Origin of the sequence: Corallococcus sp. AB011P (genome assembly GCF_003611605.1) — a bacterium.
In the GTDB taxonomy this organism is placed as follows: Bacteria; Myxococcota; Myxococcia; order Myxococcales; family Myxococcaceae; genus Corallococcus; species Corallococcus coralloides.
The window spans coordinates 162,155-185,349 of the sequence record NZ_RAVX01000013.1 but is presented as its reverse complement, the minus strand read 5'-3'; the positions used below and the strand labels follow the sequence as shown (position 1 = coordinate 185,349).

General features: G+C 70.3%; 16 protein-coding genes. 8 read left to right on the top strand and 8 right to left on the bottom strand.

Going from position 1 to position 23,195, the window contains the following annotated elements; all coding sequences use genetic code 11:
* The first annotated feature begins 57 nt into the window (after positions 1-57).
* Entirely contained in the window at positions 58-1,662 is a 1,605-nt protein-coding gene (locus tag D7X30_RS27900) for a hypothetical protein (RefSeq protein ID WP_120566013.1), read from the top strand.
* A 325-nt stretch (positions 1,663-1,987) separates the two neighbouring features.
* On the opposite strand, the gene D7X30_RS43105 is transcribed toward D7X30_RS27900, so the two are convergent.
* A complete protein-coding gene (locus D7X30_RS43105) occupies positions 1,988-2,362 on the bottom strand; it encodes a hypothetical protein (protein WP_233591812.1) in 375 nt (124 codons plus the stop codon).
* A gap of 179 nt (positions 2,363-2,541) precedes the next feature.
* Between D7X30_RS43105 and D7X30_RS27890 the strand changes: the two genes are divergently transcribed.
* A complete protein-coding gene (locus D7X30_RS27890) occupies positions 2,542-3,120 on the top strand; it encodes a hypothetical protein (protein WP_120566012.1) in 579 nt (192 codons plus the stop codon).
* Positions 3,121-3,161: 41 nt separating this feature from the next.
* Positions 3,162-4,397: a serine/threonine-protein kinase gene (locus D7X30_RS27885; RefSeq protein ID WP_120566011.1), complete on the top strand. Its 1,236-nt coding sequence runs from the start codon at positions 3,162-3,164 to the stop codon at positions 4,395-4,397.
* Here D7X30_RS27885 and D7X30_RS27880 read toward each other — a convergent pair whose 3' ends face one another.
* Both D7X30_RS27880 and D7X30_RS27875 read right to left on the bottom strand, forming a co-directional pair.
* Complete coding sequence (locus tag D7X30_RS27880; RefSeq protein WP_120566010.1) at positions 4,398-4,826, bottom strand: hypothetical protein; 429 nt, start codon at positions 4,824-4,826, stop codon at positions 4,398-4,400.
* Positions 4,827-4,969: 143 nt separating this feature from the next.
* The gene (locus tag D7X30_RS27875) at positions 4,970-7,882 is read right to left on the bottom strand and encodes a serine/threonine-protein kinase (protein WP_120566009.1); all 2,913 of its coding nucleotides are present in this window, start codon (positions 7,880-7,882) and stop codon (positions 4,970-4,972) included.
* Between the two features lie 147 nt (positions 7,883-8,029).
* Here D7X30_RS27875 and D7X30_RS27870 point away from each other — a divergent pair, with 147 nt between their 5' ends.
* Positions 8,030-8,992 carry an ornithine cyclodeaminase family protein gene (locus tag D7X30_RS27870; RefSeq protein WP_120566008.1) on the top strand — a complete coding sequence of 321 codons (963 nt, stop codon included), beginning with the start codon at positions 8,030-8,032 and terminating at the stop codon, positions 8,990-8,992.
* A 548-nt stretch (positions 8,993-9,540) separates the two neighbouring features.
* Here D7X30_RS27870 and D7X30_RS27865 read toward each other — a convergent pair.
* The 5 genes from D7X30_RS27865 to D7X30_RS27845 all read right to left on the bottom strand — a co-directional run bounded on the left by D7X30_RS27865 (position 9,541) and on the right by D7X30_RS27845 (position 15,026).
* Entirely contained in the window at positions 9,541-10,695 is a 1,155-nt protein-coding gene (locus D7X30_RS27865) for a glycosyltransferase (RefSeq protein WP_120566007.1), read from the bottom strand.
* Positions 10,685-11,968, bottom strand: a complete 1,284-nt coding sequence (locus D7X30_RS27860) for an O-antigen ligase (protein WP_120566065.1) — start codon at positions 11,966-11,968, stop codon at positions 10,685-10,687. Before D7X30_RS27860 ends, D7X30_RS27865 begins: the two co-directional genes overlap by 11 nt.
* A gap of 215 nt (positions 11,969-12,183) precedes the next feature.
* Complete coding sequence (locus D7X30_RS27855; RefSeq protein ID WP_120566006.1) at positions 12,184-13,845, bottom strand: DUF6178 family protein; 1,662 nt, start codon at positions 13,843-13,845, stop codon at positions 12,184-12,186.
* A 39-nt stretch (positions 13,846-13,884) separates the two neighbouring features.
* A complete protein-coding gene (yihA, locus tag D7X30_RS27850; protein ID WP_120566005.1) occupies positions 13,885-14,505 on the bottom strand; it encodes a ribosome biogenesis GTP-binding protein YihA/YsxC in 621 nt (206 codons plus the stop codon).
* 11 nt (positions 14,506-14,516) lie between these two features.
* Positions 14,517-15,026 carry a multiheme c-type cytochrome gene (locus tag D7X30_RS27845; protein WP_120566004.1) on the bottom strand — a complete coding sequence of 170 codons (510 nt, stop codon included), beginning with the start codon at positions 15,024-15,026 and terminating at the stop codon, positions 14,517-14,519.
* Positions 15,027-15,161: 135 nt separating this feature from the next.
* On the opposite strand from D7X30_RS27845, the gene D7X30_RS27840 reads away from it, so the two are divergent.
* From D7X30_RS27840 to D7X30_RS27825, 4 genes are all read left to right on the top strand, one after another.
* Entirely contained in the window at positions 15,162-15,644 is a 483-nt protein-coding gene (locus D7X30_RS27840; RefSeq protein ID WP_120566003.1) for a hypothetical protein, read from the top strand.
* Between the two features lie 3 nt (positions 15,645-15,647).
* The gene (coaE, locus tag D7X30_RS27835; protein WP_120566002.1) at positions 15,648-16,244 is read left to right on the top strand and encodes a dephospho-CoA kinase; all 597 of its coding nucleotides are present in this window, start codon (positions 15,648-15,650) and stop codon (positions 16,242-16,244) included.
* 23 nt (positions 16,245-16,267) lie between these two features.
* Positions 16,268-17,437, top strand: coding sequence for an SDR family oxidoreductase (locus D7X30_RS27830; RefSeq protein ID WP_199724562.1), 1,170 nt, complete (start codon positions 16,268-16,270; stop codon positions 17,435-17,437).
* Between the two features lie 545 nt (positions 17,438-17,982).
* On the top strand, positions 17,983-23,136 hold the full coding sequence (locus D7X30_RS27825) for a myxosortase-dependent M36 family metallopeptidase (RefSeq protein ID WP_120566000.1): 5,154 nt from the start codon (positions 17,983-17,985) through the stop codon (positions 23,134-23,136).
* Positions 23,137-23,195 lie beyond the last annotated feature (59 nt).

The window sequence follows — 23,195 nt, the reverse complement described above, 5'->3', positions numbered from 1 at the left end:
TCGCCGTGTGTCCGCCCCGAAGCACCTTCCTCGCATCTGGGGGCTGGGGAGGCAGACATGCGGACGAGGTCGTGGTGGTGGGTCGTGGCGGCGGGGAGCGTGCTGGGGTGCGGTGCCGGACCGGAGGCGGTGGGTCCGGAGCCGTTGCGCGATGGGGCGGAAGTCCATGCGCGGATGGAAGCGGCGTGGGGCACGCGGGAGGTGAAGCAGGTCCTTCCTCCCGGCCGGACTCCCGGGACCCGGCTGGACAAGGAGCCCCGCCCCGAGCTGCTGACGGACGTGGCGGGCACGCTCTACTTCGTCGTCCAGGAGGAGGATCAACGCATCGCCCTGTGGAAGAGCGACGGGACGACGGCGGGCACTGTCGTGGTGAAGGCATTTCCTCCGACGAACGCCATCCTGGGCGGGCTGAGGATCGGCCGCATGACACCGGTGGGCTCACGGCTATTCTTCCACTGCTTCGAGCCGGCGCTCGGCTGGGAGCTCTGGGTGAGCGATGGGACGGAGGGAGGCACGCGGCCCGTCGCGGACCTGACGCCGGGCCCAGGTGATTCGGGCGGAGGTGGCTTCAGCGTCCTGAACGGGTCGCTCTCCTTCTTCCGGAACGCACCGGCCGGCCAGGGAGGCACGGAGCTGTGGCACACAGACGGGACGGCCGCCGGAACAGTCCGGGTGATGGACTTCGGCCGCTACACCACCCCCTACGGCGACGTGCTTCCCACGTCCGGCACACGGGTGTTCCTCACGGAGGACTTCGAGGAGAGCGTGCGGTTGTGGCGCACCGACGGCACGGCCGCCGGGACGGTCCAGGTGAAGGACTTCGGCATCCCGGGGCGGTACCAGCGCACCATCATGTGGACCCAGCGGGTGGAGGACACGCTGCTCTTCGTCCTCCAGGACGCGGTGAACGGCACGCGCCTGTGGCGGACGGATGGCACCGCGTCCGGCACCCGGCTGCTGAAGCGGCTGGATGCGTCCGCGGACGTGGCCCTGTTCCCGCCCCAGGTCGTGGACGGCACCGTGGTGTTCACCCTCACCGATGAGGGCCCCAGCCTGGAGGTCTGGAAGACAGACGGCACGGAGGCCGGCACGCTGCGGCTGGATGCCTTCGGCCGGGACGGCCAACTGTTGGGCGTCGCCGGAGGCTTCGCCACGGTGCTCACACGCACCGAGGACGGCCACTCGAAGCTCTGGCGGCTGCCAATGGCCGGTGGGCCCAAGCAGGGCGTCGCCGTCCTCCCCAATCCCTACTCAGACGACCCGAAGGCCGTGCCGGGCCTCCGCAACGCGGTGACGGTGGACGGCCGCATCTACTTCGCCCGGACGCTGGGCGCGACGGTCCAGACGCCTCGCGACGTGGACCTGTGGGTGACGGATGGCACCGCGGAGGGCACGCGTCAGCTGTCCTCCGGCCTCACCCGGCCGGATGTGTTCCATTCACCGCTCTTCGGTCTGGATTCCGGCGGCCTGCTGTTCTCCGCGAAGGGCAATGTCTGGGTCACGGACGGGACGGTCCAGGGCACCCACGCGGTGGACTCCCTGACCGCGAACAAGACTCCTGCGGAAGCGGCTGCCTTTACGCGCGTGGGCGAACACCTCTTCTTCCGCGCCCTGCCCGGTGCACCAGGCTTCTCGCTGTGGGCCATTCCGCTGAGCCAATAGCCTGACGCGTCATGCACTCCAGGACCTGTTCCGTGTCTTCCTGGCGACACAGGAAACTCGGGACAGGCCCCTGGCGATGATGGTGGGACGTCTTCCGCCCTTCGAGGTGCGCCGTGAAGATCTCCCGTCCGCCGTCATCCCCGCCCGCGTCGCCGACCGCCCGGCCGCGCCCTTCCGTGCCGCAGCCGGTCCCGCCGAAGCCGCCCGCAAAGCAGAGCCCCTCCGACGTCTTCGACGGGCCGGTTGGCAGTTCGCACGTGGGTGACTGCAAACAGGGTGCTTCAGGCAGCAGCATCCGCGTCGGCTCGGGCGCCTCGAGTCGCGGTCAGGGCATCGAGGACCGGGACAAGTTCAAGCCCTCACCGGGCCCCGGCGGCTCCAGCAGCCAGGGCATGAGCGCCTCGGGCAGCAGCATCCGCGCGGGCGGCCGGGGCAGCTCCGGCGGGACGCAGGGAGATCCCCCCGGCACGCCCCCCCGGAGGGACTGAGGGAGCCGCGCCTCCTCCGCGCGGCCCGGGACCGCGCGCTCGGTATTCCTTGTGGAGGTCGGCCCCGTCGGCAGTCCGAGCGCCTCCTGCATGGCCACGCGCGGTGCGTGCTCCGACATCCCATGGATGGCGAGCGACCATTTGATCTCTCCATCCAGCTTGCCGTCCTTGCGCGTGGCGGTCGTCATCGTGCCGCACCATACCTGTCGCACTCCTTCCCTCCACATTTCCCTGGGAACGGGAATCTTCTGGTGGGTGCGGATTCGCTTGTCTGCCTTTGAACGCTGACGCAATGCATCCCAGACGCCTCTTGGGCTTTCCAGGACTCCAAGGAAAATCCGAACGTGCTAGGTCCGATGATGGCTCCAGGAACTCCGTCCTGAGGTGCCACATGAAGATCTCCCGCCCGCTGTCGACCCTCCCGCAGATCGAACAGCAGCCCCTCACGCCTCCGGTCAAGTGCGCGTCTGGACAGAGCATCCTCGCGGGTGGCCGGGGTGGTTCCAACGGTGCGCAGGCCTACAAGGAGCTTCCGGACGGTTTCCAGGGTGGCGCCTCGCAGGCCCGGCTGGACGGCTCCATCGGGGACCGCCTCCATCGCGGCCCGGTGGGCGACGGCGGCGAGGCCCAGCCCTGCGCCTCCGGCTCCAGCGCGAGGGGCATGGGGGGCGGACACTCGGGTTCCGTCTCGTGCAGCTTCGTGCCCCCGGACAGCGGGGCGGCGGGTGCGACCGAGACGAAGCCGTCTTCCCCCCTGGAGAAGTTCGCCGAGAAGATCCGCGACCTGTTCGCGAAGCTGCTGGGCGGGGACATCCCGGAGGCCTCCCGCCGTGGCCGGGTGGCGACAGGCGATAGCTCCCGGTCCTCGGGGTCCAAGCACTCCGGCAGTGGCCAGGGCCGCATCGGGGCCGAAGAGGAGCCCCAGCCGGCCGACTTCTCGTCCCGGTCCAGCCGCGAACCCAGGGCCTGATCCTGCGTTCCGGGCGTGAGTGACGGTAGGCTTGCGCCGGAATGAACGACGTCCAGCGATTCGGGCCGTACCGTGTCCTGCGGGACATTGGCGAAGGCGGCATGGGGCGCGTCTCGCTCGCGGAACGTGACGGCTGGGAAGAGCCGGTCGTCCTCAAGCGCATCCACTCCGAGCACGCCGCCGACGTCCGCTTCCGCCGCCGCCTGCTGCGGGAGGCGGAGGTCGCCGCCGGACTGCACCACCTCAATGTGGTGCGGGTGCTGGAGACGGGCGTCATCGACGACCAGGTCTACCTGTCCATGGAGTACGTCGCGGGCTCCAGCCTCGCGCACATCCACGCGGCCAGCCGGCCGGAGCTGGTGCCCCTGGGCCCCATCCTGGATGCCATCGCGCAGGCGTGTGACGGGCTCGCGTACGTGCACCGGTTCGTCAACCCGGAGTCGGGCAAGTGGATGGAGCTCATCCACCGCGACGTGTCCCTGGACAACCTGCTGCTCTCCTACACCGGCACGGTGAAGATCGCGGACTTCGGCATCGTGAAGACGTCGGAAGGCACGCAGACGACGTCCGGCGTGGTGATGGGGAAACTGGCGTACATGTCCCCGGAGCAGATCCGCGACGAGGTCCTGGACGCGCGCGCGGACCTGTACTCGCTGGGCGTCTGTCTTTACGAGCTGCTCGCCGGACGCCGGCCGTTTCCCATCCAGCGCGGCCGCTCGGTGATGGAGTCGGTGCTGTATGACGCCCCGCCGCCGCTCACGCCGCTGCGCCCGGAGATTCCCGCGTCGCTGGTGTCGCTGGTGGAAGCCCTGCTCGCAAAGGACCGCAAGGGCAGGCCCACGGAGGCCACCGCCGTGGCGAAGGAGCTCCGCGCGGAGCTGGCCCGGCTGGGCGAGTCCCCGCTCTTTCCATCCCGGCTGATGGAGCCCCCGGCCGGCGTCCCGGCGAAGCCCCGGAGGCTCCGCCCCGCCCTGCCCGAGCCGCCCTCCCCCGCACCCACGGAGGTGATGCAGCCGGAGGTTCTGCCCACGCTGCCGTTGGAGCCCGCGGCTCCCCTGCGCTCGGAGGCGCCGACCCAGGCGCTGAGGCCCCAGCGCCCCGTGTCCCGGCCACCGGAGCCCGCTCCCGTGAAGGAGCAGGCTCCACTGCCGGAGCCCGTGAAGCGGTTCCGGCCCCCCGAGGAGCCGTCACCGTCCTCGCAGGCACCGTGGCTCAAGTGGGTGGCCTTGTCCGCGGCGGGGAGCCTGATCGCCGCGGCGGCCTGGTGGTGGAGCTGATCAGCAGCCGCTGCACCCCCCGGAGACATTCTGGTATTGCCATTCCGTGTGCGTGTAGTTGCCGGCGGAGTCGAAGCACACACGGTACTGGGACTGCTGATTGTACATGCCCAGCTCGTAGTACATGACGGCCACCTGGCCCGACGGGCACACCGGCGGCCGCTGCTGCGGCCCATCGTCGAGGGCCGGAGCCGCTTCCGGCGCCAGGCGCGGCTCACAACGCCAGTAGTTCCCGCAGGCGGAATTGGGCTTACAGCTCGACGCGCCGGTGTTGGTCCATCCGGACCAGGTGCCACACGAAGCCAGCTCGGCCTCTGACGTCGCCAGCGCCGCCGTCTCCTCGCCGGCAGCCTCCTCGGGCGTCATCGCACCACCGCACGCCGTCAATGCCAGACCCGTGCACAGCAGCAACGCGATTCCAGGCTTCATGGATGACTCCTTGTCCGAGGGGACGCCGGCATGGCGCCCGGCCTTCCGACAAGGCCGCATGTTAGGCAATCCGGATTGGACAGACCACTCCAGGCCTTCAATGCAATTCCATCAATAACGGCCAAATCCAATGGCCGTGACGCTCAACGACTGGCAATCCATTGCTTGACCTGCGCCAGCTCGCGCCGCGTCATGGAGCCGCCCTGGGTGAAGCCTTCCTCGGCCTGCTTCGCGAGCGTCATCGCCCGAGCGTGCTCCGCCGGCTGGCTCCAGAGCGCCTGCGCGAGCGCGAAGTGTGTCATCGCCGCGTCCACCGGGTTCCAGCCCAGCGGCGCCAGCACCCGCTCGGACGTCTCCAGCAGTTCACGCGCGCTGTCGCCCTGCCCCAGCAGGAAGTACGCGAGCCCCAGCGCCGTGCGGCTGTGGATGGTCCGTGCATGGTCCGCGCCCAGCGAGCGCGACTTGGACTCCAGCGCCGCGCGCAACAGCGGCACCGCTTCCTTCGGACGGCCCTGCGCCACCATCAGCCGCCCCACGTCCTCCTCCAGCGTGTCCACCGCGAACTCCTCCGGCGGCAGCACCTTGCGCTGGAGCGCCAGCCCCTCCTGGAAGTGCGCGAGCGCATCCGCGTCCCGCTCCAGCCGCTCCTCCGCGCCCGCCAGCGCCTTCAGCGAGTCGATGGCCTCGCGGCTCTCCGCGCCAAAGCCCTGACGCATGCCCTCCAGCGCCTGCCGGTGCAGCGCGAGCGCCCGGTCCGGCGCGCCCAGCGACTCCTGCACCAGCGCGATGTCGTGGAGCAGCAGCAATGTCTGGGAATTGAGCGGGCCCAGCGTCTGCTGCCGCAGCGTGTACGCGCGCTGCAACCACTCCAGCGCCTTCGGCAGGTTTCCCGCCTCCTGCTCCGCGAAGCCCAGGTTGGTGAGCGTGCCCGCGAGCAGTGGATGCACCGGCCCCAGCCGCTCCTCGTAGATGGCGAGCGCCTTCTGATACAGCGCGCTGGCCTCCGCCTGCTTGCCCTGGCGCATCATCACCATGCCCAGGTTGTTGTAGACCTTCGCGGTGTCCACGTGCGTGGGCCCCAGGGTGCGCTCGCGCAGCGCCAGGGCCCGCGCGTAGTGCTCCGCCGCCGCGTCGAGCGCCTCCTCGTTCAGCGCGAGGATGCCCTCGTGGTTGGCCAGCCGTCCCTCCAGGTCCGGCGCGGAGCCCAGCCGTTCGATGAGCGCGTGCGCCTGGGCGCTCCACAGGTGGGCCTCGGGGAACCACTCGGGGTCCCCACTCAATCCGAGCACCAGCTCCGTGGCCACCTGGAGCGCCACTTCGTCATGCCGTCCCGCCGTGGCCGCGGCCATGGCTTCGTGCCACGTGGCCCGCGCGTCGCGCGACTGGCTCATGCGGTGGTGGGCCCAGCCCAGGACATGGAGCGCCTCCGCCTCCACCGGCCGGTAGCGCGTCGCGTGCGCCGCCTCCACCGCCGCCCGAGCCACGGGCACCGCCTGCGAGTAGCGGCCCGTGTCGAGCAGCGCCTGCGCATGCGCCACGTCCTGGCGCACCGCCTCCACGCGGGTGCGCGCCGCCTCGTCCTCCGGCGGCGGTACAGCGGCGGAGAGTGCCTCCACGTTCGCGCAGCCGGACACGCCGCGCAGCGAATCCACCGCCTCCGCGCTGCGCTGCACCAGCGCCACGTCCGCGTGCGCCAGCTCCGCGCTCAGCGCGTCCACCGCTCGCAGGCGCCGGTCCAGGCACGACATGCGCAGCGCGAGGTGCGCCTCCGGCTGCTCCCCCGTCACGCGCGTGGCCTCGCACGCCTGACGGTGCATGCGGCTCCACTCCGACGCGTACGCATCCAGCGCGCGCTCCACCCGGTCGAACGCACCGTCCGCGTCCTTCGCGCCGCTCTTCTCGAAGGCCTCCGCCACCGCCGCCTTCTGCGCGGGGCCCCACACGCGGGCGAACAATTTGGGCGCGCCGCTGCACGGCGTGGGACGCACCCACGCCACGCCCACACCCAGGAGGAGCCCGGCCACGACCGCGATGGAACGGCCCGCGAGCTTCTTCCGTCCCTCCTCCGGGTCTCGCTCCAGCGCCGCCAGCAGCGCCTCCATGGAAGCGAAGCGCTGCTCCGGCGCCACCGCCAGGCCCTGCGCCAGCACGCGGTGCACCCAGCCCGGGACGGACGGATGCGCGGGCGGCTCCAGCTCCACCCGGGGCACCACCGCGCCCTGGGGCGCCCGCTGCGAGTCCAGCAGCGTGACGGCCATGCGCCGCAGCGTCCCCTCCTCGAAGGGGCGCTGGCCGGTGAGCGCCTCGTAGAGGGACACGCAATAGCTGAACTGATCCGCTCGCGCGTCCGGGCCCCGCCCCGCGTACTGCTCCGGCGCCATGTACGCGGGCGTCCCCACCAGCGCGCCCGTCGCCGTGAGCCTTGTGTCGAGCGGCCCCTCCAACAGCGCCGCGAGTGGCACCGCGGGGCCTGCTTCCGTGTCCACGCCCGCATCGGACGCGATGCCGAAGTCCGTCACCCAGACGCCGCCGTCCCTGCCCAGCAGCACGTTGTCCGGCTTGAAGTCGCGGTGCACCAGCCCCGCCGCGTGCGCCGCCGCGAGCCCCTGCCCCATGGCCCGGCACACCGCCAGCACCTGGCGCTGCGGGTGCGGCCCCTCACGCAGCCACTGCCGCAGCGTGCCGCCCTCCACGCGCGCCATGGCGATGAACACCCGGCCCTCGTGCGTGCCCACGTCGTGCACCGTGAGCACGTTCGGATGGGACAGGCGCGCCATGGCCTGGGCCTCGCGCACCAGCCGCAGCGCGCGGGCGTCCTCCTCCTCGTCCGGCAGCCGCCGCTCGTGCAGGAGCTTGATGGCGACGGTGCGGCGCAGCTCCGGGTCGAAGGCCTCGAAGACCTCGCCCATGCCGCCCTTGCCCAGCCGCGCCAGCAACACATAGCGGCCCACACGCGTGGCGTGGAGCGGCCGCTCCGGCGCGCTGGAGTCACCCGTCGGGTGGCCCGTGTTCGGCGCCTGGGAACCCGTGTCTTCAGTGGGCCAGGAGGTCTTCATCACCCCCAGCCTACCCTGAACCCGCCTTTCCCCATTATCCGCGCCTGCCTACCTGCTCCGGGTAGTGATTGTGACAATGGCCAATGGCAGACATTGCACATCTGGCACGACGCACGCGGTCAGGGGCGGTTGGGTATAGCGGCGCCCATGCCCACCCTCCTCCTCAGCGCCAAGGACTTGCGCGGCCTCTACACCGTCGAGCTCGGTCTGGAAGCCGTCGAGCGTGCCTTCCTGGCCCATGGCCGCGGCGACGCGCTCATGCCTCCCAAGGTGTACCTGTCCCTGCCGAAGTACGACGGCGACTTCCGCGCCATGCCCGCGTTCCTCGACGGCGCGGCCGGCGTGAAGTGGGTCAACGCCCATCCCCAGAACCCGCGCAAGCACGGGCTGCCCACGGTGCGCGCCGTTTACGTGCTCAGCGACCCGGACACCGCGTCCCCGCTGGCCATCCTGGACGGCACGCTGCTCACCGCGTGGCGCACCGGCGCCGCCGGCGGCATCGCGTCCAAGTACCTGGCCAGGAAGAAGCCCCGCACGCTGGGGCTCGTGGGCTGCGGCGTGCAGGCGCGCGTCCTCATCGACGCGCACCGCGCCCTCTTCGGGGACCTGGAGCTGCTGCTCTCGGACGTGTCCGCCCAGGCCGCGGAGGCGCTCCAGAAGGAGAAGGGCGGCCGCGTGGTGAGCCTCCAGGAGGCCTCCGGCGCGGACATCGTCTGCTCCGCCACGCCCGCTCGCGCTCCGGTGGTCCGCCGTGAGTGGGTCCAGGCCGGCGCCCACATCAACGCCATGGGCGCGGACGCCCCGGGCAAGCAGGAGCTGGATCCGCGCCTGCTCGTCGAAGGCCGCGTCTTCATCGACGACGCGGATCAGGCGCTCCACTCCGGCGAGGTCAACGTGCCGCTGCACGACGGGCTCATCCAGGCCGAGCAGCTCGCCGGCACCCTGGGAGAGGTCGTCGCCGGCCGCAAGCCCGGCCGCACCGGCTCCGAGATCACCGTCTTCGACTCCACCGGCCTCGCAGTGCAGGACGTGGCCCTGGCCCGCGCCCTCTACGACGTCGCCCTGGCCAAGGGCGTGGGCCAGCGCTTCGACCTGGTCGAGGACACCTGACACCCGTGTCCCACCCGGTGCGTCCTCCGCTCGGGGAGGACCCCAGAGGATGCCCGGGTGCGGTGTTGTGAGGCAAAAAAGAGAGCGCTCGCCGGCACCTTGGAGTTTTACCGGCGAGCGCCCCGGGCCGCGTGCCGACTGGCAGGGCCTCGTAAAGTCGCGGCGGATGTGGAGCGGCCCTCGGGCCTGCCCACGCCACCTTCATGTTTCCTGCCGTCCGCCCCGCGTCCCGTGTCTCGGGCCCCGCGCTCGGCGTCCGTTTCCTTCAAAAACCCCTGCGTACCGGCGGTGATTCCTCCACCCGCCTGATCCACCACGGCCAGGGTGAGCACGCTTGCCGCTTCCGGCAATGCCCGAGGCGCCATTACCACGCCTTGCCCACCAACATCCACGAAAATCGAGCTATTCCCATCTATAACCTGCGCACACGCAGGGCCCCGCGGAAAAGCCGCCTCTTCATTTCTACGAACGCGCCCGCCCCCAATTGCTGAGGACGGGCGTGGATTATCCGGATCGGTCTGACATTTCCCGGCCCCCGGGGGCGGGTTTCAGCCTGGGGGCAGTCCTGCCACCTGGCGGTACAGCGCGTCATGCCGGCGCACCATCTTCTCCAGGGACAGCTCGCGGGCGACGAAGCCCCGGGCGGCCTTGCCCATCTTCCGGGCCTCCTTGGGGTTGGCCAGCAGCCGGCGGAAGGCCTGGGCCAACTGGGCAGGCCGCTCCGGCTCCACCACCAGGCCCCGCTCGCCGTCCGTGATGAGGTCCGGATTGCCGCCCACCCGGGTCACGACCATGGGCAGCCCCGCCGCCATGCCCTCCATCACCGCGTTGGACATGCCCTCCGCCGTGGAGCACAGGACGCCGAAGGTGGCCTGCCCGTAGAGGGCCGGCACGTCCGTGCGGTGCTTGAGGAAGTGCACCCCGTCCGCCACGCCCAGTTCGTGCGCCATCTTCTCCAGCGCCGGCCGGCGCGGCCCGTCTCCCACGAACCACGCGTTCAGCTTCGTCCCCTCATGACGCAGCATGGCAAGCGCGAGCAGCACGTCCTCCTGCCGCTTCACGGGGTGGTTCATGTTGGCCACGTGGATGACCGTGGGCGCGCCGCCGGTGTCGGGCAGTGTGTCCTTGAGCCCCTCCGCCGCGCGCGCGTCGAAGCGCTGGAGGTCCAGGCCGTTGTGGATGACGGAGATGCGCGATTCGGGCAGCCCCTCCTCGTGGATGAGCAGCTGGCGGATGGCCTCCGCGTTGGCGATGACGTGGTCCGCCATGCGCGTCATCTGCGCGTGCAGCAGGCGGCGGGCCTTGCCCTGCCAGTGGGACAGGTCCAACCGCCCGACGATGACCTTCGCGCCCGCGAGCTTCGCGGCCGGCACCGCGAGGATGCTGGAGTAGAAGTCGTGCACGTGCACCAGCTGCACGCGGTTCGCCTTGAGCCACCGGGACATCCGGTGGATCTGCATCAGCGTGTTGGGCTGCACGAGCGACCCCTTGAGGGAGAACACCTCCGGCGCGTGCCCCAGCTTCCAGACCGAGCTCATCAAGGGCCCGGCGTCCTCCAACACCGACACCTGCAACTGGTAGCTGGAGGGCAGGCCTCGCAGCAGCTCCAGCACCTGCACTTCGGTGCCGCCAATGTGGAACGACCGGGTGAACTGCACCAGGCGGAGGGGCTCCTGCCCCATCCGCGCATCCTCACGCCGCATGCCCAGACCCCTCCCACGTGGCCACCGGCGCAGGGTTCATCGCCGGTTGCCTCCCCACCACCAGGGCTCGCTCCCGTGCCTGCGCGATGCGGTGCGCGCTCGCGGCCAGGCCGAAGAGCACGTAGCAGTGCGCGGACAGGATGTAGCCCGAGAACAAGTCACAGACGAGGTAGCCCGCCACCGCCGCCAGTAAGGCGCGTGCCAGCCATCCCATCTCCGGGTCCGCCGACGCGGCCGCCGCCCCGCCCACGGCTCCGCCCGAGAACACCAGGAAGCACAGGAGGCCAATCCACCCGAGTTCCCCGATGACGTCGAGGAAGATGTTGTGCGCCACGTAGGCGCGGTGCGCCTCCGGCGGCGCGTACTCGAACCAGGCGTAGCGGAAGCCGCCCGCGCCCACGCCGAGCAGCGGCTTGTCCAGGCTCATGCGGCTGGCCACCTGCCACGCGTAGACGCGGCCCATGGCGGACGCGTCCTCGTGGAACGACGTCACCGTCTCATTGCGCTGCCAGAAGCTCTTGGGCGCGAACACCGCCAGGCCCGCGACGAACACGGTGCCCAGCACGATGGCCTGCATGCGGCGCTTCTCACGGATGGCCCACATGGCCATCGCCACCGACAGGCCAATGAAGCCGCCTCGCGAGTGCGACAGCACGATGGCCACCACCGCCAGCACCGCGGACACCGCGCACAGCAGGCGGAACACCCACGGGGTGCTCTTGCGCGCGAGGAACGCCACCGCGAGCGGCACCACCAGCACCATGTTCATGGCCATGTGGTTGGGGTCCGCGTACACGCCGACCCAGCGCGAACGGAAGCCCTCCACCATGTCCTCGCCGACCATGTACCAGTTGATGACGCCAATGGACGTCACGATGGCGCCCACCACCATGGCGCCGCACACCACCGCCAGCCGCTTGGGCGTGGTGATGACGTTGACGAGCGTCAGGTAGATGGCCGTGAGCTTGAGCAGCTCCACGCCCTGGAAGCGCGTCACCTCCGGGTTCACGCTCCACGCCACCGAGCAGAACGCCAGCGTCGAGAACATCAGCAGCGCGATGCCCCGCGCGCCGTCGAAGAAGAGGGGCTCCGCCTTGCCGATGCGGCGCATCACCATCAGGCCCGCCCCCAGCCCTGAGGTCAGCAGCGCGAGCCGCAGCGGCTCCAGCGCGGGGATCCACTCACCCGGCACCGCGTACATCACCGCCGCGAACCCCGCGAGCATGTAGAAAGCCAGTACGTCGCGACGCTGCCCCTCCGCGCCCGGTCCCATGTACGCCACCCCTTCGCTGTCGGTCGCTTGTCCCGTCACACGCGTGCCCCTGGCCCTCTTGGGCTTCCCATCCGTTCGCGGTCTGCCAACGGCAAACAGCTAGCGGGCGAGTGGCAAAGCAGCGCGCGTGCCAGGGGATGACAGCGAAAGAGGCCTGTATCTTCAGGCGGTTGCGGGACCGCCCGGGACCGCCGGGCGGGGCAAGGCTGAAAAAGCTACGGGACCGGGGCGCTCTCCATCGGTAGCACCGCGGAGGCGATCAGGTCCAAGCGCCCCTCGCGCAGCCACGCCGGGCCCAGCTCCGACAAAAGCCGCGCCAGCGTGACGTTCACCACCCGACGCAGCTCTTCACGCGCCGCTTCCGGCACCGCGGGCGAAAGCGCCGCCACCGCGCGCTCCGCCGCGCTCGCGCGCAGGCGAGGCGCATCCGGGGTGCCTTCGAAGAGGCGCTGGCCCAGCTCCACCGTGCGCCCCAGCGGCACGGGCCGCACGTCCACGCCCTCCTCCAGCACGGCCATGGACACGACCGCCGCCCACAGCCGCTCCACGCCCAGCACGTCCAGCGACACGCCGAAGCGCGCCAGCACCGTGTGCGCCGCGTCCTCGGCTCCGCCCAGGAGCGCGCCCAGCGCCGCCACCTGTCCCTCCGCCCGCGCGAGCAGTCCTTCCGAACCGGCCACCTCCCGCAGCGAACGGAACGGGACGGGCTCCGCGCCCGGGACGCGCAGCGCCCTGCGGGGGCGCTTGCGCCGGAGGGCCTCCAGCGCGGCGGCCTCCTCCGGGAGCACCAGCGGCACTTCGTCCAGCTTCATGAAGGGCACCTTGAAGAGGCGGTCCGCGCGGTACTTGAGCTGGAGCGTCAGCGTGAAGCCCACCTGGAAGACGCGGCGCAGGGGCGTGTCCCGCAGCGCCTCCGGGGCCTTCGCGGGGTCAGCGCCCGTCAGGTGCTCCAGGCCCAGCGACAGGTAGTCGCGCACCCATTCGCCCACGCGGCGCACGGCGTCCAGGTCGCCCGGGTCGCCCAGCTCCGCGACGAGCACCGCGTTGGCCACCTCCCGCAGCTCGTCCTCCGCGTTCATCCGCTCCACGTCGGACAGGTCCCGGAAGGCCGCCTCCAGGTAGTCCAGGTGGCCGCCCGTGGCGGTGAGCGCGGGCGTCCCGGGTCCGGTGGGGCGCGGCGGCACGTCCACGCGGCTGAAGAGCGCGAGCGCGTCCTCCAGCGACGGGAAGCCCAGGTCGGACAGGCGCGCGCGGCGGAACTGGAACGCGGTCTCCTCCAGTTCGGAGGGAATCTCCCAGCGCACGGCCTCGAAGAGGCGCACCGCTTCGAAGGGGTTCTCCGCGATGAGATCATTGAGGAGCGCGCGCATGGCGGACATCTCCACGCCCTCCACCTTCACCTCCACCAGGTAGCGCCCCTCCGGGGTCTCCAGCGTCATGCCCTGCGGGTTGACGTCCGGGTTCTCCTCCAGGTCGTGGACGACGGTGAACTCCTTGAGGAGCGTCTCCACCACCTCCAGGTCCACCGCGTGCACCTTGCGCAGGAAGTCCTCCTGCTCGTCGCCGCGCGCGGCGCGCAGCCAGGTGAGCACCGCGTGCGGGTCCAGCTTGTCCTTCGCCCAGCCGCCCAGGTCCACGAAGGTGCGGAACTGCGCGGGCGACGCCAGCTGCACGAGCTCCGTCGCGTCCGCCAGCCCCACCTCCTGGATGGTGACGTAGAGGTCCTCCGCGGGCAGGGAACGCACCAGCGCGGGCGTGTCCTCCGCATCGAAGAGCGCCGCCACCCGCTGGCGCGGGGACAGGCGCATCAACCGCTGACGCTCCTCGCGAGGCGCGAGGGGCGAAACACCACCGTTCGTCTTGCCGTTCTGGGACACGCCGGGGGTGCTACCACAGCGCGCCCGGGCCCGGCAGCCTCAGACGCGGGTGGCCTTGCCGAAGGTGTCCAGCAGCGTGCCCCACACCTCCTCCACGCCCAGCTTCTCCGTGGAGGAGAACGGGACGACCGCCTCGCGGGGCAATTCCAGCTGCTCCGCCAGCTTGTGCAGCCGGGGCTTGCGCTGCGCCTTCGTCAGCCGGTCCACCTTGGTGGCCACGACGAGGATGCGGCGGTTGTGCTCCTGGAGGTAGTCCAGCGTCTGCAGGTCCTCCGGCGTGGGCCCCACCTCCGCGTCGATGATGCTCACCACCACCTCCAACCGGTGCCGGTTCTTGAGGTAGCTGGTGATCATCGCCTGCCACTGGGCCTTGTCCGCCTTGCTCGCCTTGGCGAAGCCGTAGCCGGGCAGGTCCGCCAGGCGCACCGTGTGGCGCACGCCGTCGCGGTCCAGGTCCACGTCGAAGAAGTTGAGCGTGCGGGTGCGCCCCGGCGTGTTGGACACGCGCACCAGCTTCCGCCGGTTCGTCAGGGCGTTGATCATGGACGACTTGCCGACGTTGGAGCGGCCGACGAAGGCCACCTCCGCGGCGTGGTCCGTGGGCAGCCCCTTGAGCTCCACGGCGGTGGTGACGAAGCGGGAATCGAGGATCTTGATCAAGCGGAGGTCACTTACTTCTTCGCCGTGGCCGGAGCCGGCGTGGAGGGGGCGGCGTCCGCCCGGGTCTGCTTGCGGGCGCGTTCGGCGGACCAGTGGTCGATGGCCTTCAGCGCTTCCTTGAAGTCGAACGGGCGCAGGGACGGCGAGGACGCGTCATGGCAGGTGCGGCACTGCTTCTCCGACGGGTCCACCAACCCCACCAGCCGCGCCAACTCCGGGTCCTTCATCACATAGGACGGCGAGTAGTACTGCCCGCCGCCGTGGCACGTCTCACAGGTGACGGCCGCCAGCTGCTGCTCCGCCTGGTCCGGCGCGTGGCAGGACAGGCACCGCGCGTCCTTCTTCTGGCTGTCCGCCAGTGTCTCCGTCGCCCGGGCGTGCTTGGACTTCATCCACGCGTCGTACGCCTCCGGGTGGCAGCCCTTGCAGCTGTCGGGGCCCGTGAAGTCCGCGGCGCCGGCGAGGCCGCCGGAGACGGCGAGCAAGAGGGCTGAAAAGACCCGGAAGGCACGAGAAGACATGTCTTGAGCACGTAGCAGAGGCCCCTGGAGGGGGCAAGGCGTCTCGTTCGTGATTGAATACCGGGTGGACAGGTGCGTGGCTTGAGGTAACGGACCTTGAGGCGTGCCTGCCTGATCCGCTAGGGAGGAGTCGAGATGCGGACCCCCGTGATTGCCGTCCTGTTCGCCGTTGCCGTCGCTGCCGTCTCCCTGCCTGCTTCCGCCAAGCCGTGGCAGGGCATCGAGCCTGGGTCCTCCAAGAAGGAGGACGTGGTGAAGAAGTTCGGGGAGCCGTCCCGGACCATGAGCCAGGAGGGCAAGGAGATCCTGGCCTACTTCGCCAAGGAGGCCATCAAGGGCACCACCCAGGCCCAGTTCAAGGTGGACCCGGACACCCAGCTGGTGGAGCGCATCGACGTGTTCCCCGGGCCCGTCATCGAGAAGGACACCATCGAGAACAGCTACGGCCCCGCGTGCCCGGCCGGCGCCATGCCCGCCACGCCCTGCTACCTGCGCAAGCTGACGGACGACTTCCGCACCTACTTCCTCTACGTGAAGCTGGGCGTGGCCATCTTCTTCAACGAGGACGGCAAGACGGTGCAGTCCTTCGTCTTCACCACGCCCAAGGCCGCGAAGTAGCCCGTGCACGTCTTCGGCCTGACGGGCGGCATCGCCTCCGGCAAGAGCACGGTGAGCCGGATGCTGCGGGAGCTGGGCGCGCGGGTGCTGGACGCGGACGTGCTCGCCCGCGAGGTGGTGGAGCCCGGCACGCCCGGCCTGAAGCGCATCGACGAGCGCTTCCCCGGCGTGGTGGGCCCCGACGGCCGCCTGGACCGGGTGAAGCTGGGCGCGCACATCTTCGCGGACCCCGCGGAGCGGGCCGCCCTCAACGCCATCGTGCACCCGGAGGTGCGCGACCTCTTCCTCCAGAAGCTCCAGGCCCTGGAGGCGGAAGGCGTCACCCACGCCGTCTACGACGTGCCGCTGCTCATCGAAACGGGCCTGCACCAGGCGATGGAGGGCGTGGCCGTGGTGTGGGTGCCCCGGGAGGTGCAGAAGGCGCGGCTGATGACGCGCGACGGCCTCCTGGCGGACCAGGCGGAGGCGCGGCTCGCGGCGCAGATGGCGCTGGACGACAAGCGCGCGCACGCGACCTGGGTCATCGACAACAGCGGCGCGCCGGAGGCCACCCGTCCACAGGTGGAGGCAGTGTGGCGGGCGATGCTCGCACACGGCTGACGGGCGGTTATGCTGCGCCGCGCATGAGCGAGACGTCGAAGACGCGGCAGGGCCCTGGCACCTACTTCCTCACCGGCTACCCGGGCTTCATCGGCAAGCGGCTGGTGGAGCACATCGCGCGGGAGGACCCGAAGGGGCACATCTACGCGCTCGTGCAGCCCAAGGCCTTCAAGGAGGCACAGGCGCTCGCGGCGAAGGTGAAGGGCGCGCGCGTGGAGCTGCTCACCGGTGACGCGGTGGACATGCACCTGGGCCTGTCCGGCGAGGAGTACCAGCGCCTGTGCGAGCGGGTGACGGACATCTTCCACCTGGCCGCGGTGTCGCAACTGGGTGTGCCCAAGGAGACCGCGTGGCGGGTGAACGTGGACGGCACGCGCAACCTGCTGGAGCTGGCGCGCGACTGCGAGAACCTCTCCCGCTTCAACCACTTCTCCACCTGCTACGTGTCCGGCGACCGCGTGGGCGTCATCGCCGAGGACGAGCTGGACCGGGGCCAGTCCTTCCGCAACCCCTACGAGGAGACGAAGTTCCAGGCGGAGCGGCTGGTGCAGCGCGCCTCCGCCACCCTCCCCGTCACCATCTTCCGTCCGTCCAGCGTGGTGGGCGACTCGCGCACGGGGGAGATCGACCGCTTCGAGGGCCCCTACTACCTGGGCATCCTGCTCGTCACGTCTCCGCTGGTGGTGCCGCTGCCCCTGCCGGGCAACGGCGTGGCGCCACTCAACGTGGTGCCGGTGGACTTCGTGGTGGAGGCGGTGTGGCGGCTGTCGCGCGACGCGCGCGCGAAGGGGCGCACCTTCCACCTGGTGGACCCCAACCCCATGAGCGCGCGGCGCGTGTACGAGCTCATCGCGGAGAAGTCCCACAAGCGGCTGCCGCGCTTCAACCTGTCCGCGCGCGCCGCGGACGTGATGCTGCGGCTGCCCGTGCTGGAGAAGCTGGCCCGGCCCCAGCGCGCCGCCATCAGCTACGTGAACCACCTGGCCATCTACAATTGTCACAACACGCTGGAGCTGCTCGACGGCACCGGCGTGCGGTGCCCGCCGCTGTCCTCGTACCTGGATCAGCTCGTCGCCTACGTGCGGGAAAAGTACAAGCAGCGCAAGGAGGGCGCGGAGGTCGAGGACCCGCTGGACCACGGTCCGCTGCCCTCCGCGGATGAAGGCGCGCCGGCGCCGCGCTCGCGCCGCTGAGCAGGGTTTGGGCCCGCAGGCAAGGTGCGGCGCGGCACCTGTGACACGCTCGCGCCCGCCCGGCTGCTACGGCTTATTCCAGACTGCCAATTGTTACTGGGTTGCTAACGCAAAGTTGCGGGGGCCCCCCTCTTTTCAATGAAACAGTGTCCTGGTTAGCATGCGCTCCCACTGAATCTGGCGCGGTGAATACAGCCGCGGCCGGAAGAGTGGGTTGGAGAGCAGCGCTTGCCGGTGACCGTTGACAGTCGATTCAGTTGGGCCGCCCCGGGTTCGGGTGTGGCGCCCCGGCTGTCCGGCCTGTCGCAGCGCTTCGCATCCGCCCTGCCCGCCTCGCGCGTCCCGCCTTTCCACGCTGAGTTCCCCGCTCACGTCGCCAATGCGACCTGCGGCGTTGGGCTGCGTTTCCTATCGGGCTGTTGTCCATCCACGGCCCACCATCCGTGAGGAGCGGCCCGCCTCCCCCGGCGGACCTCTCCCCGTGCAGTCGTCGTCTCTCGCAGTCCCCTCGTCCGGCAGTACATCACCCCCAAGAAGGAAGGCGCATGCGTCTCAGGGAAAAGCTGTTGACCAGCCTGCTGCTGGTGCCCATCGCGGGTACCAGTGCGTGGGCCAAGGAGCGGTCGAACTACGACGCGTTCCTGGAGCAGCGGGACTCCCGCTCTCTCGCCGTGGATTCGAACACGGCGGCGTCCCGCGGGCTTCGCATCGAGCAGACCGAGCACCGGCTCGGAGTGCCTACGTTCGCCTGGGCGACGCAGGAGGGCGCGCAGTCCAAGTCCGTCATCCGCACCGGCATGACGGCGGAGAGCGCGGCGCGCGCGCACCTGCAGTCCGTGGCGGACAGCTACCGGCTGACGCGTGACGACGTCTCGGGCGCCAACCTCCGTTCGATGCACAACACCGGCAAGGGCGCCATCATCGCGACCTTCAACCAGTCGGTGGGTGGCATCCCCGTCTTCCGCAACGAGATCAAGGTCGTCATGGGCCAGGACCTGCGCCTGGTGGCCGTGAGCGGCTACCTGGCCCCGTCCGAGCTGGCGTTCACCGCGCGCAGCAAGGCGCGCGCCGGCTTCAACCTGAGCGCCGCGGACGCGGTGTCCGGCGCGTTCAAGGACCTGACGGGCTCCGGCACGCAGGCCACCTCGTTCGTCAACGCGGGCACGAAGGGTGACTACACCTTCTTCGAGCTGACCCCCGCCACGAAGTCCGCGCTGCCGCAGGACCTGGCCGTCCCGGCCCGCGCCCGGCAGGTGTACTTCATGCTGGCCGGCAACCTGGAGCCGGCCTGGTACGTGGAAGTGAACGCCGGCCCCAAGGCCGCGCGCTCCAGCCAGTACTTCGGCTACGTGGTCTCCGCGGCCACCGGCAAGGTCCTCTTCCGCAACGACCTGTCCGCGGACGCGGGCACGGCCTTCACGTACAAGGTCTGGGCGGACCAGGCGTCCCCGTTCATCCCGGAGGACGGTCCCCAGGGCAACGACGCGACCCCGCACCCCACGGGCACCCAGGACGGCTACCAGGCCCCGCTGAACCGCCCGGCGAACAACATCACCCTGGCCAACAGCCCCTACAGCAAGAACGACCCCTGGCTGCCGGCCAACGCCACGCAGACCACGGGTAACAACGTGGACGCGTACGCGGACCTGACCGCGCCGGACGGCTTCCAGCCGGGCAGCGCCGACCTCCGCGCGGAGACGACGAGCGAGAACACCTTCTCGTACGTCTACGACACGACCAAGGCCCCGGGCATCAGCACCGAGCAGACCAAGGCCGCGGTGGTGAACCTGTTCTACGTGAACAACTTCCTGCACGACTGGTTCTACGACGCCGGCTTCGACGAGGCCGCGGGCAACGCCCAGTCGTTCAACTTCGGCCGTGGTGGCGCGGAGGGCGACCCCCTCCAGGCCCAGGCGCAGGACTACGGCGGCCGCGACAACGCGAACATGAGCACGCCGGCGGACGGTGCGTCGCCGCGCATGCAGATGTATGTGTTCAACGGCACGCCCGAGCTGTCCGTGACGTCTCCCGCGGCCCTGGCCGGCATCTACGAGGCCTCCTCCGCGAGCTACGGCACGGAGGCCTTCGACATGACGGGGGACATCAAGGCGGCCCCTGAGACCAACCCCCTGGGCTGCTCGCCGTTCGAGGCCGGCTACTTCACCGACAAGATCGCCCTCATCAACCGCGGCGATTGCAACTTCGTCATCAAGTCGCTCAACGCGCAGACCGCGGGCGCGATCGCCACCGTCATCGTCAATAACGCGGACGGCAGCCCCATCACCATGGGCGGCAACGGCACGGATGACGCCAAGGTCAAGACGCCGTCCCTGATGATCACCAAGGCCGCGGGCGCGGCGTGGAGGACGGCGCTCGACCCCGGCCCGCTGTCCGTGAAGTTCCTGCGCGAGCCGAACCAGGACCGCGACGGCACGCTCGACAACGGCATCGTCGCGCACGAGTGGGGCCACTACATCAGCAACCGCCTCGTCGGTAACGCCGCGGGCCTGAGCAACAACCAGGGCCGCTCCATGGGCGAGGGCTGGGGCGACTTCCACGCCATGCTGATGCAGGTGCGTGAGTCCGACCGGAACAAGCCGGGCAACAGCAACTGGCAGGGCGTCTACAGCACCGCCGGCTACGTCTCGAGCGGTGGCAAGAACCAGGGCTACTACTTCGGCATCCGTCGCCTGCCCTACTCGACGGACATGAGCAAGAACGGCTACACGTTCAAGCACATCGCCAACTTCACCCCCCTGCCCACGGACGCGGGCACGCGCTCGGACATCAACAGCGAGGTCCACAACAGCGGTGAGGTGTGGGCCACGATGCTGTGGGAGTGCTACGCGAGCCTGCTGAACGCGCACCCGTTCCAGGAAGCGCAGAACCGGATGAAGCAGTACCTCGTCGCTTCCTACAAGGCGACGCCGAACGCGCCGACCTTCACGGAAGCGCGTGACGCGGTGCTGGCCGTCGCGCTCGCGAGCGACCCGGCGGACTACCAGCGCTTCGTGGCGGCCTTCGCCAAGCGCGGCCTGGGCTTCGGCGCCAAGTCGCCGGACCGCGACGCGTTCGACCACCTCAGCGTGACGGAGAGCTTCTCCTCGGGTGGCAACCTGGAGGTCACCAGCATCTCGCTGACCGACAACGCGGGCGGCTGCGACCAGGACGGCATCCTGGACATCGGCGAGCAGGGTGAGCTGAAGATCACCGTGCGCAACGTGGGCGGCAACGGGCTGAGCGCCTTCTCCGGCACCGTCAGCAGCACCAGCACCACGGCGACGCTGGAGTTCCCGAACGGCGCCGCGATCAACGTCCCCGCCCTGTCTCGCGGGGCTTCCGCCACCGTCACCGTGCCCGTCAGCGTCACCGCGGTGTCCGGTACGCCCACGCGCGCCGGCATCAAGGTCGCCTTCGACTCCACGGAGATCCCGGCGGCGGCGAGGACGGTGACGTTCGATCCGCGCGTCAACTACGACAACGTCGCCACGACCAGCAACACGGAGACGTTCGAGTCCGGCCTGACCGGGTGGACGGTGTCGCAGAACCTGTCGTCCTCTGGCGACTGGACGCTGTCCGGCTCGCCGGCCAACCGCTACGCGCACGGCGCGGATCCGGGCACGATCGCGGAGACCACCATCACCAGCCCCTGGCTGTCGGTGGATGACGCGGCCGACTTCGTGATGAGCTACAACTACCGTCACTCCTTCGAGTTCGACTCCAGCGCCTCCTACGACGGCGCGGTGCTCGAGTTCACGGTCGACGGCATCGACTGGATCGACCCCTGGGATCTGTACCCGGTGGTGGACGCGGATCCGGGCTACGTGGACTACATCGCCGCGGGCGGCGGCAACCCGCTCGAGGATCGCCCCGCGATGGCGCAGGTGAGCCCGGGCTTCCCGGCGTTCACGGCCGCGAGCATCAACTTCGGGACCTTCTTCCCCGACCTGGGCCTCAAGAACGTCCGCTTCCGCTTCCGCATCGGCGGTGACGTGGCGGTCGGCGGGTACGGCCTGGACCTGGACAACGTGAACTTCGAGGGCGCCACGGCGGTGTTCTCGGGCCAGGCGGAGCAGCCGGCCTCCACGGGCGTGTGCAACGTGCCTCCGGTCGCCAACGCGGGTCCGTCGCGCGTGGGCACGGCGGCGGTCGCGGAGGGCGTGCTCGTCGGCGGCGTCCTCAACCGCGCCACCATCACCCTGAACGGCACGGGCAGCTTCGACCCGGATGCCGCCGCGGGTGACGCGCTCACCTACAGCTGGACGCAGACCGGTGGCGCCACGCCCGTCACCCTGAACGGCGCGGACACCGCGACGCCGAGCTTCGTGGCTGACGTGGACTACACGGACACCCTCACCTTCCAGCTCGTCGTCACCGACGCGTCTGGCAAGGCGAGCGCCCCGAAGACGGTGAACATCCAGATCCTCAACGTGAACCAGCCCCCGGTGGCCGCGGCCACCGCGCCGGCGACGGTGAACGAGCGTGACACCACGCCTGTGACGCTGGACGCCTCGGGCTCCACGGACGCGGACGTGATTCACGCGAACACGCTGACGTACTCCTGGGCCCGGACGGGTGGCACCACCCCTGCGGTGACGCTGACCAACGCCACCCGGGCGAAGGCCACGTTCCTGGCTCCGGAAGTGACGGCGGACACGCAGCTGAACTTCACGGTCACCGTGACGGACAGCAGCGGCGCGAGGTCCACCAAGGCCGTCGCCGTGACGGTGAAGAACGTGGACCGCGCTCCGGTGGCCAACGCCGGCGCGGACTTCGACGCGGATGCGCGCTCCACGGTGACGCTGACCGGCTCCGGCACGGATGCGGACGGCACGGCGGTCACCTACCTGTGGGAGCAGACGGGCGGCACCGATGTGACGCTGACGGATGCGGACCAGGCGACGGCGACCTTCACGGCGCCGGACGTCAACACCGCCACGGAGCTCACGTTCAAGCTCACGGTGACCTCGGGCGGCCAGTCTGGAACGGACCTGGTCAACGTGACGGTGCGCAAGGCCAACCGCCACCCGGTGGGCCAGGCTCCGGCCACCATCGACGTGGACGAGGGCAGCAACGTGGAGCTGGACGCTTCCGGCATCACGGATCCGGACGGTGACACGCTCACCTACGTCTGGGCCCAGCTCGGTGGCCAGCCGGTGACGCTCGACAACAAGGACACGGCGAAGGTGAAGTTCACCGCGCCGCAGGTCCAGGTCGACACGGCCCTGGCCTTCAGCCTCACCGTGACGGACTCCGACGGCGCCACCTCCGGCCCGTTCGTCTACACGGTCAACGTGAAGCAGGTGAACCAGGCGCCGGTCGCCAAGGCCCGGGTCATCTCGGGCGTGCGTGGCGGTGAGCTGGTGAAGATCGACGCCGCGACGTCGACGGATCCGGACAACGAGACGCTGACCTACGCCTGGGCCCAGACGGGTGGCCCGTCCGTGACGCTGACCGGCGCCAACGCCGCCGAGGCCAGCTTCACCCCGCCGGCGAAGAAGACGCTGGAGAACTACGCCTTCACCGTGACGGTGACGGACGCGGCCGGTGCCACCAGCACCGCCGAGATCAAGGTCTCCGTGCCGAAGGCCGACGACGACGGCGGCGGCTGCTCCTCCACGGGCGGCTCCGCTGGCGGCATGGCGCCGCTGATGGCGCTGTTCGCGGCGATGGCGTTCGCTCGCCGTCGCAAGGCGTAAGCCGGCGCTTCATCCTGAAGCCCTGAAGTGATTGGGGGCGGTCCTCACGCAAGTGGGGG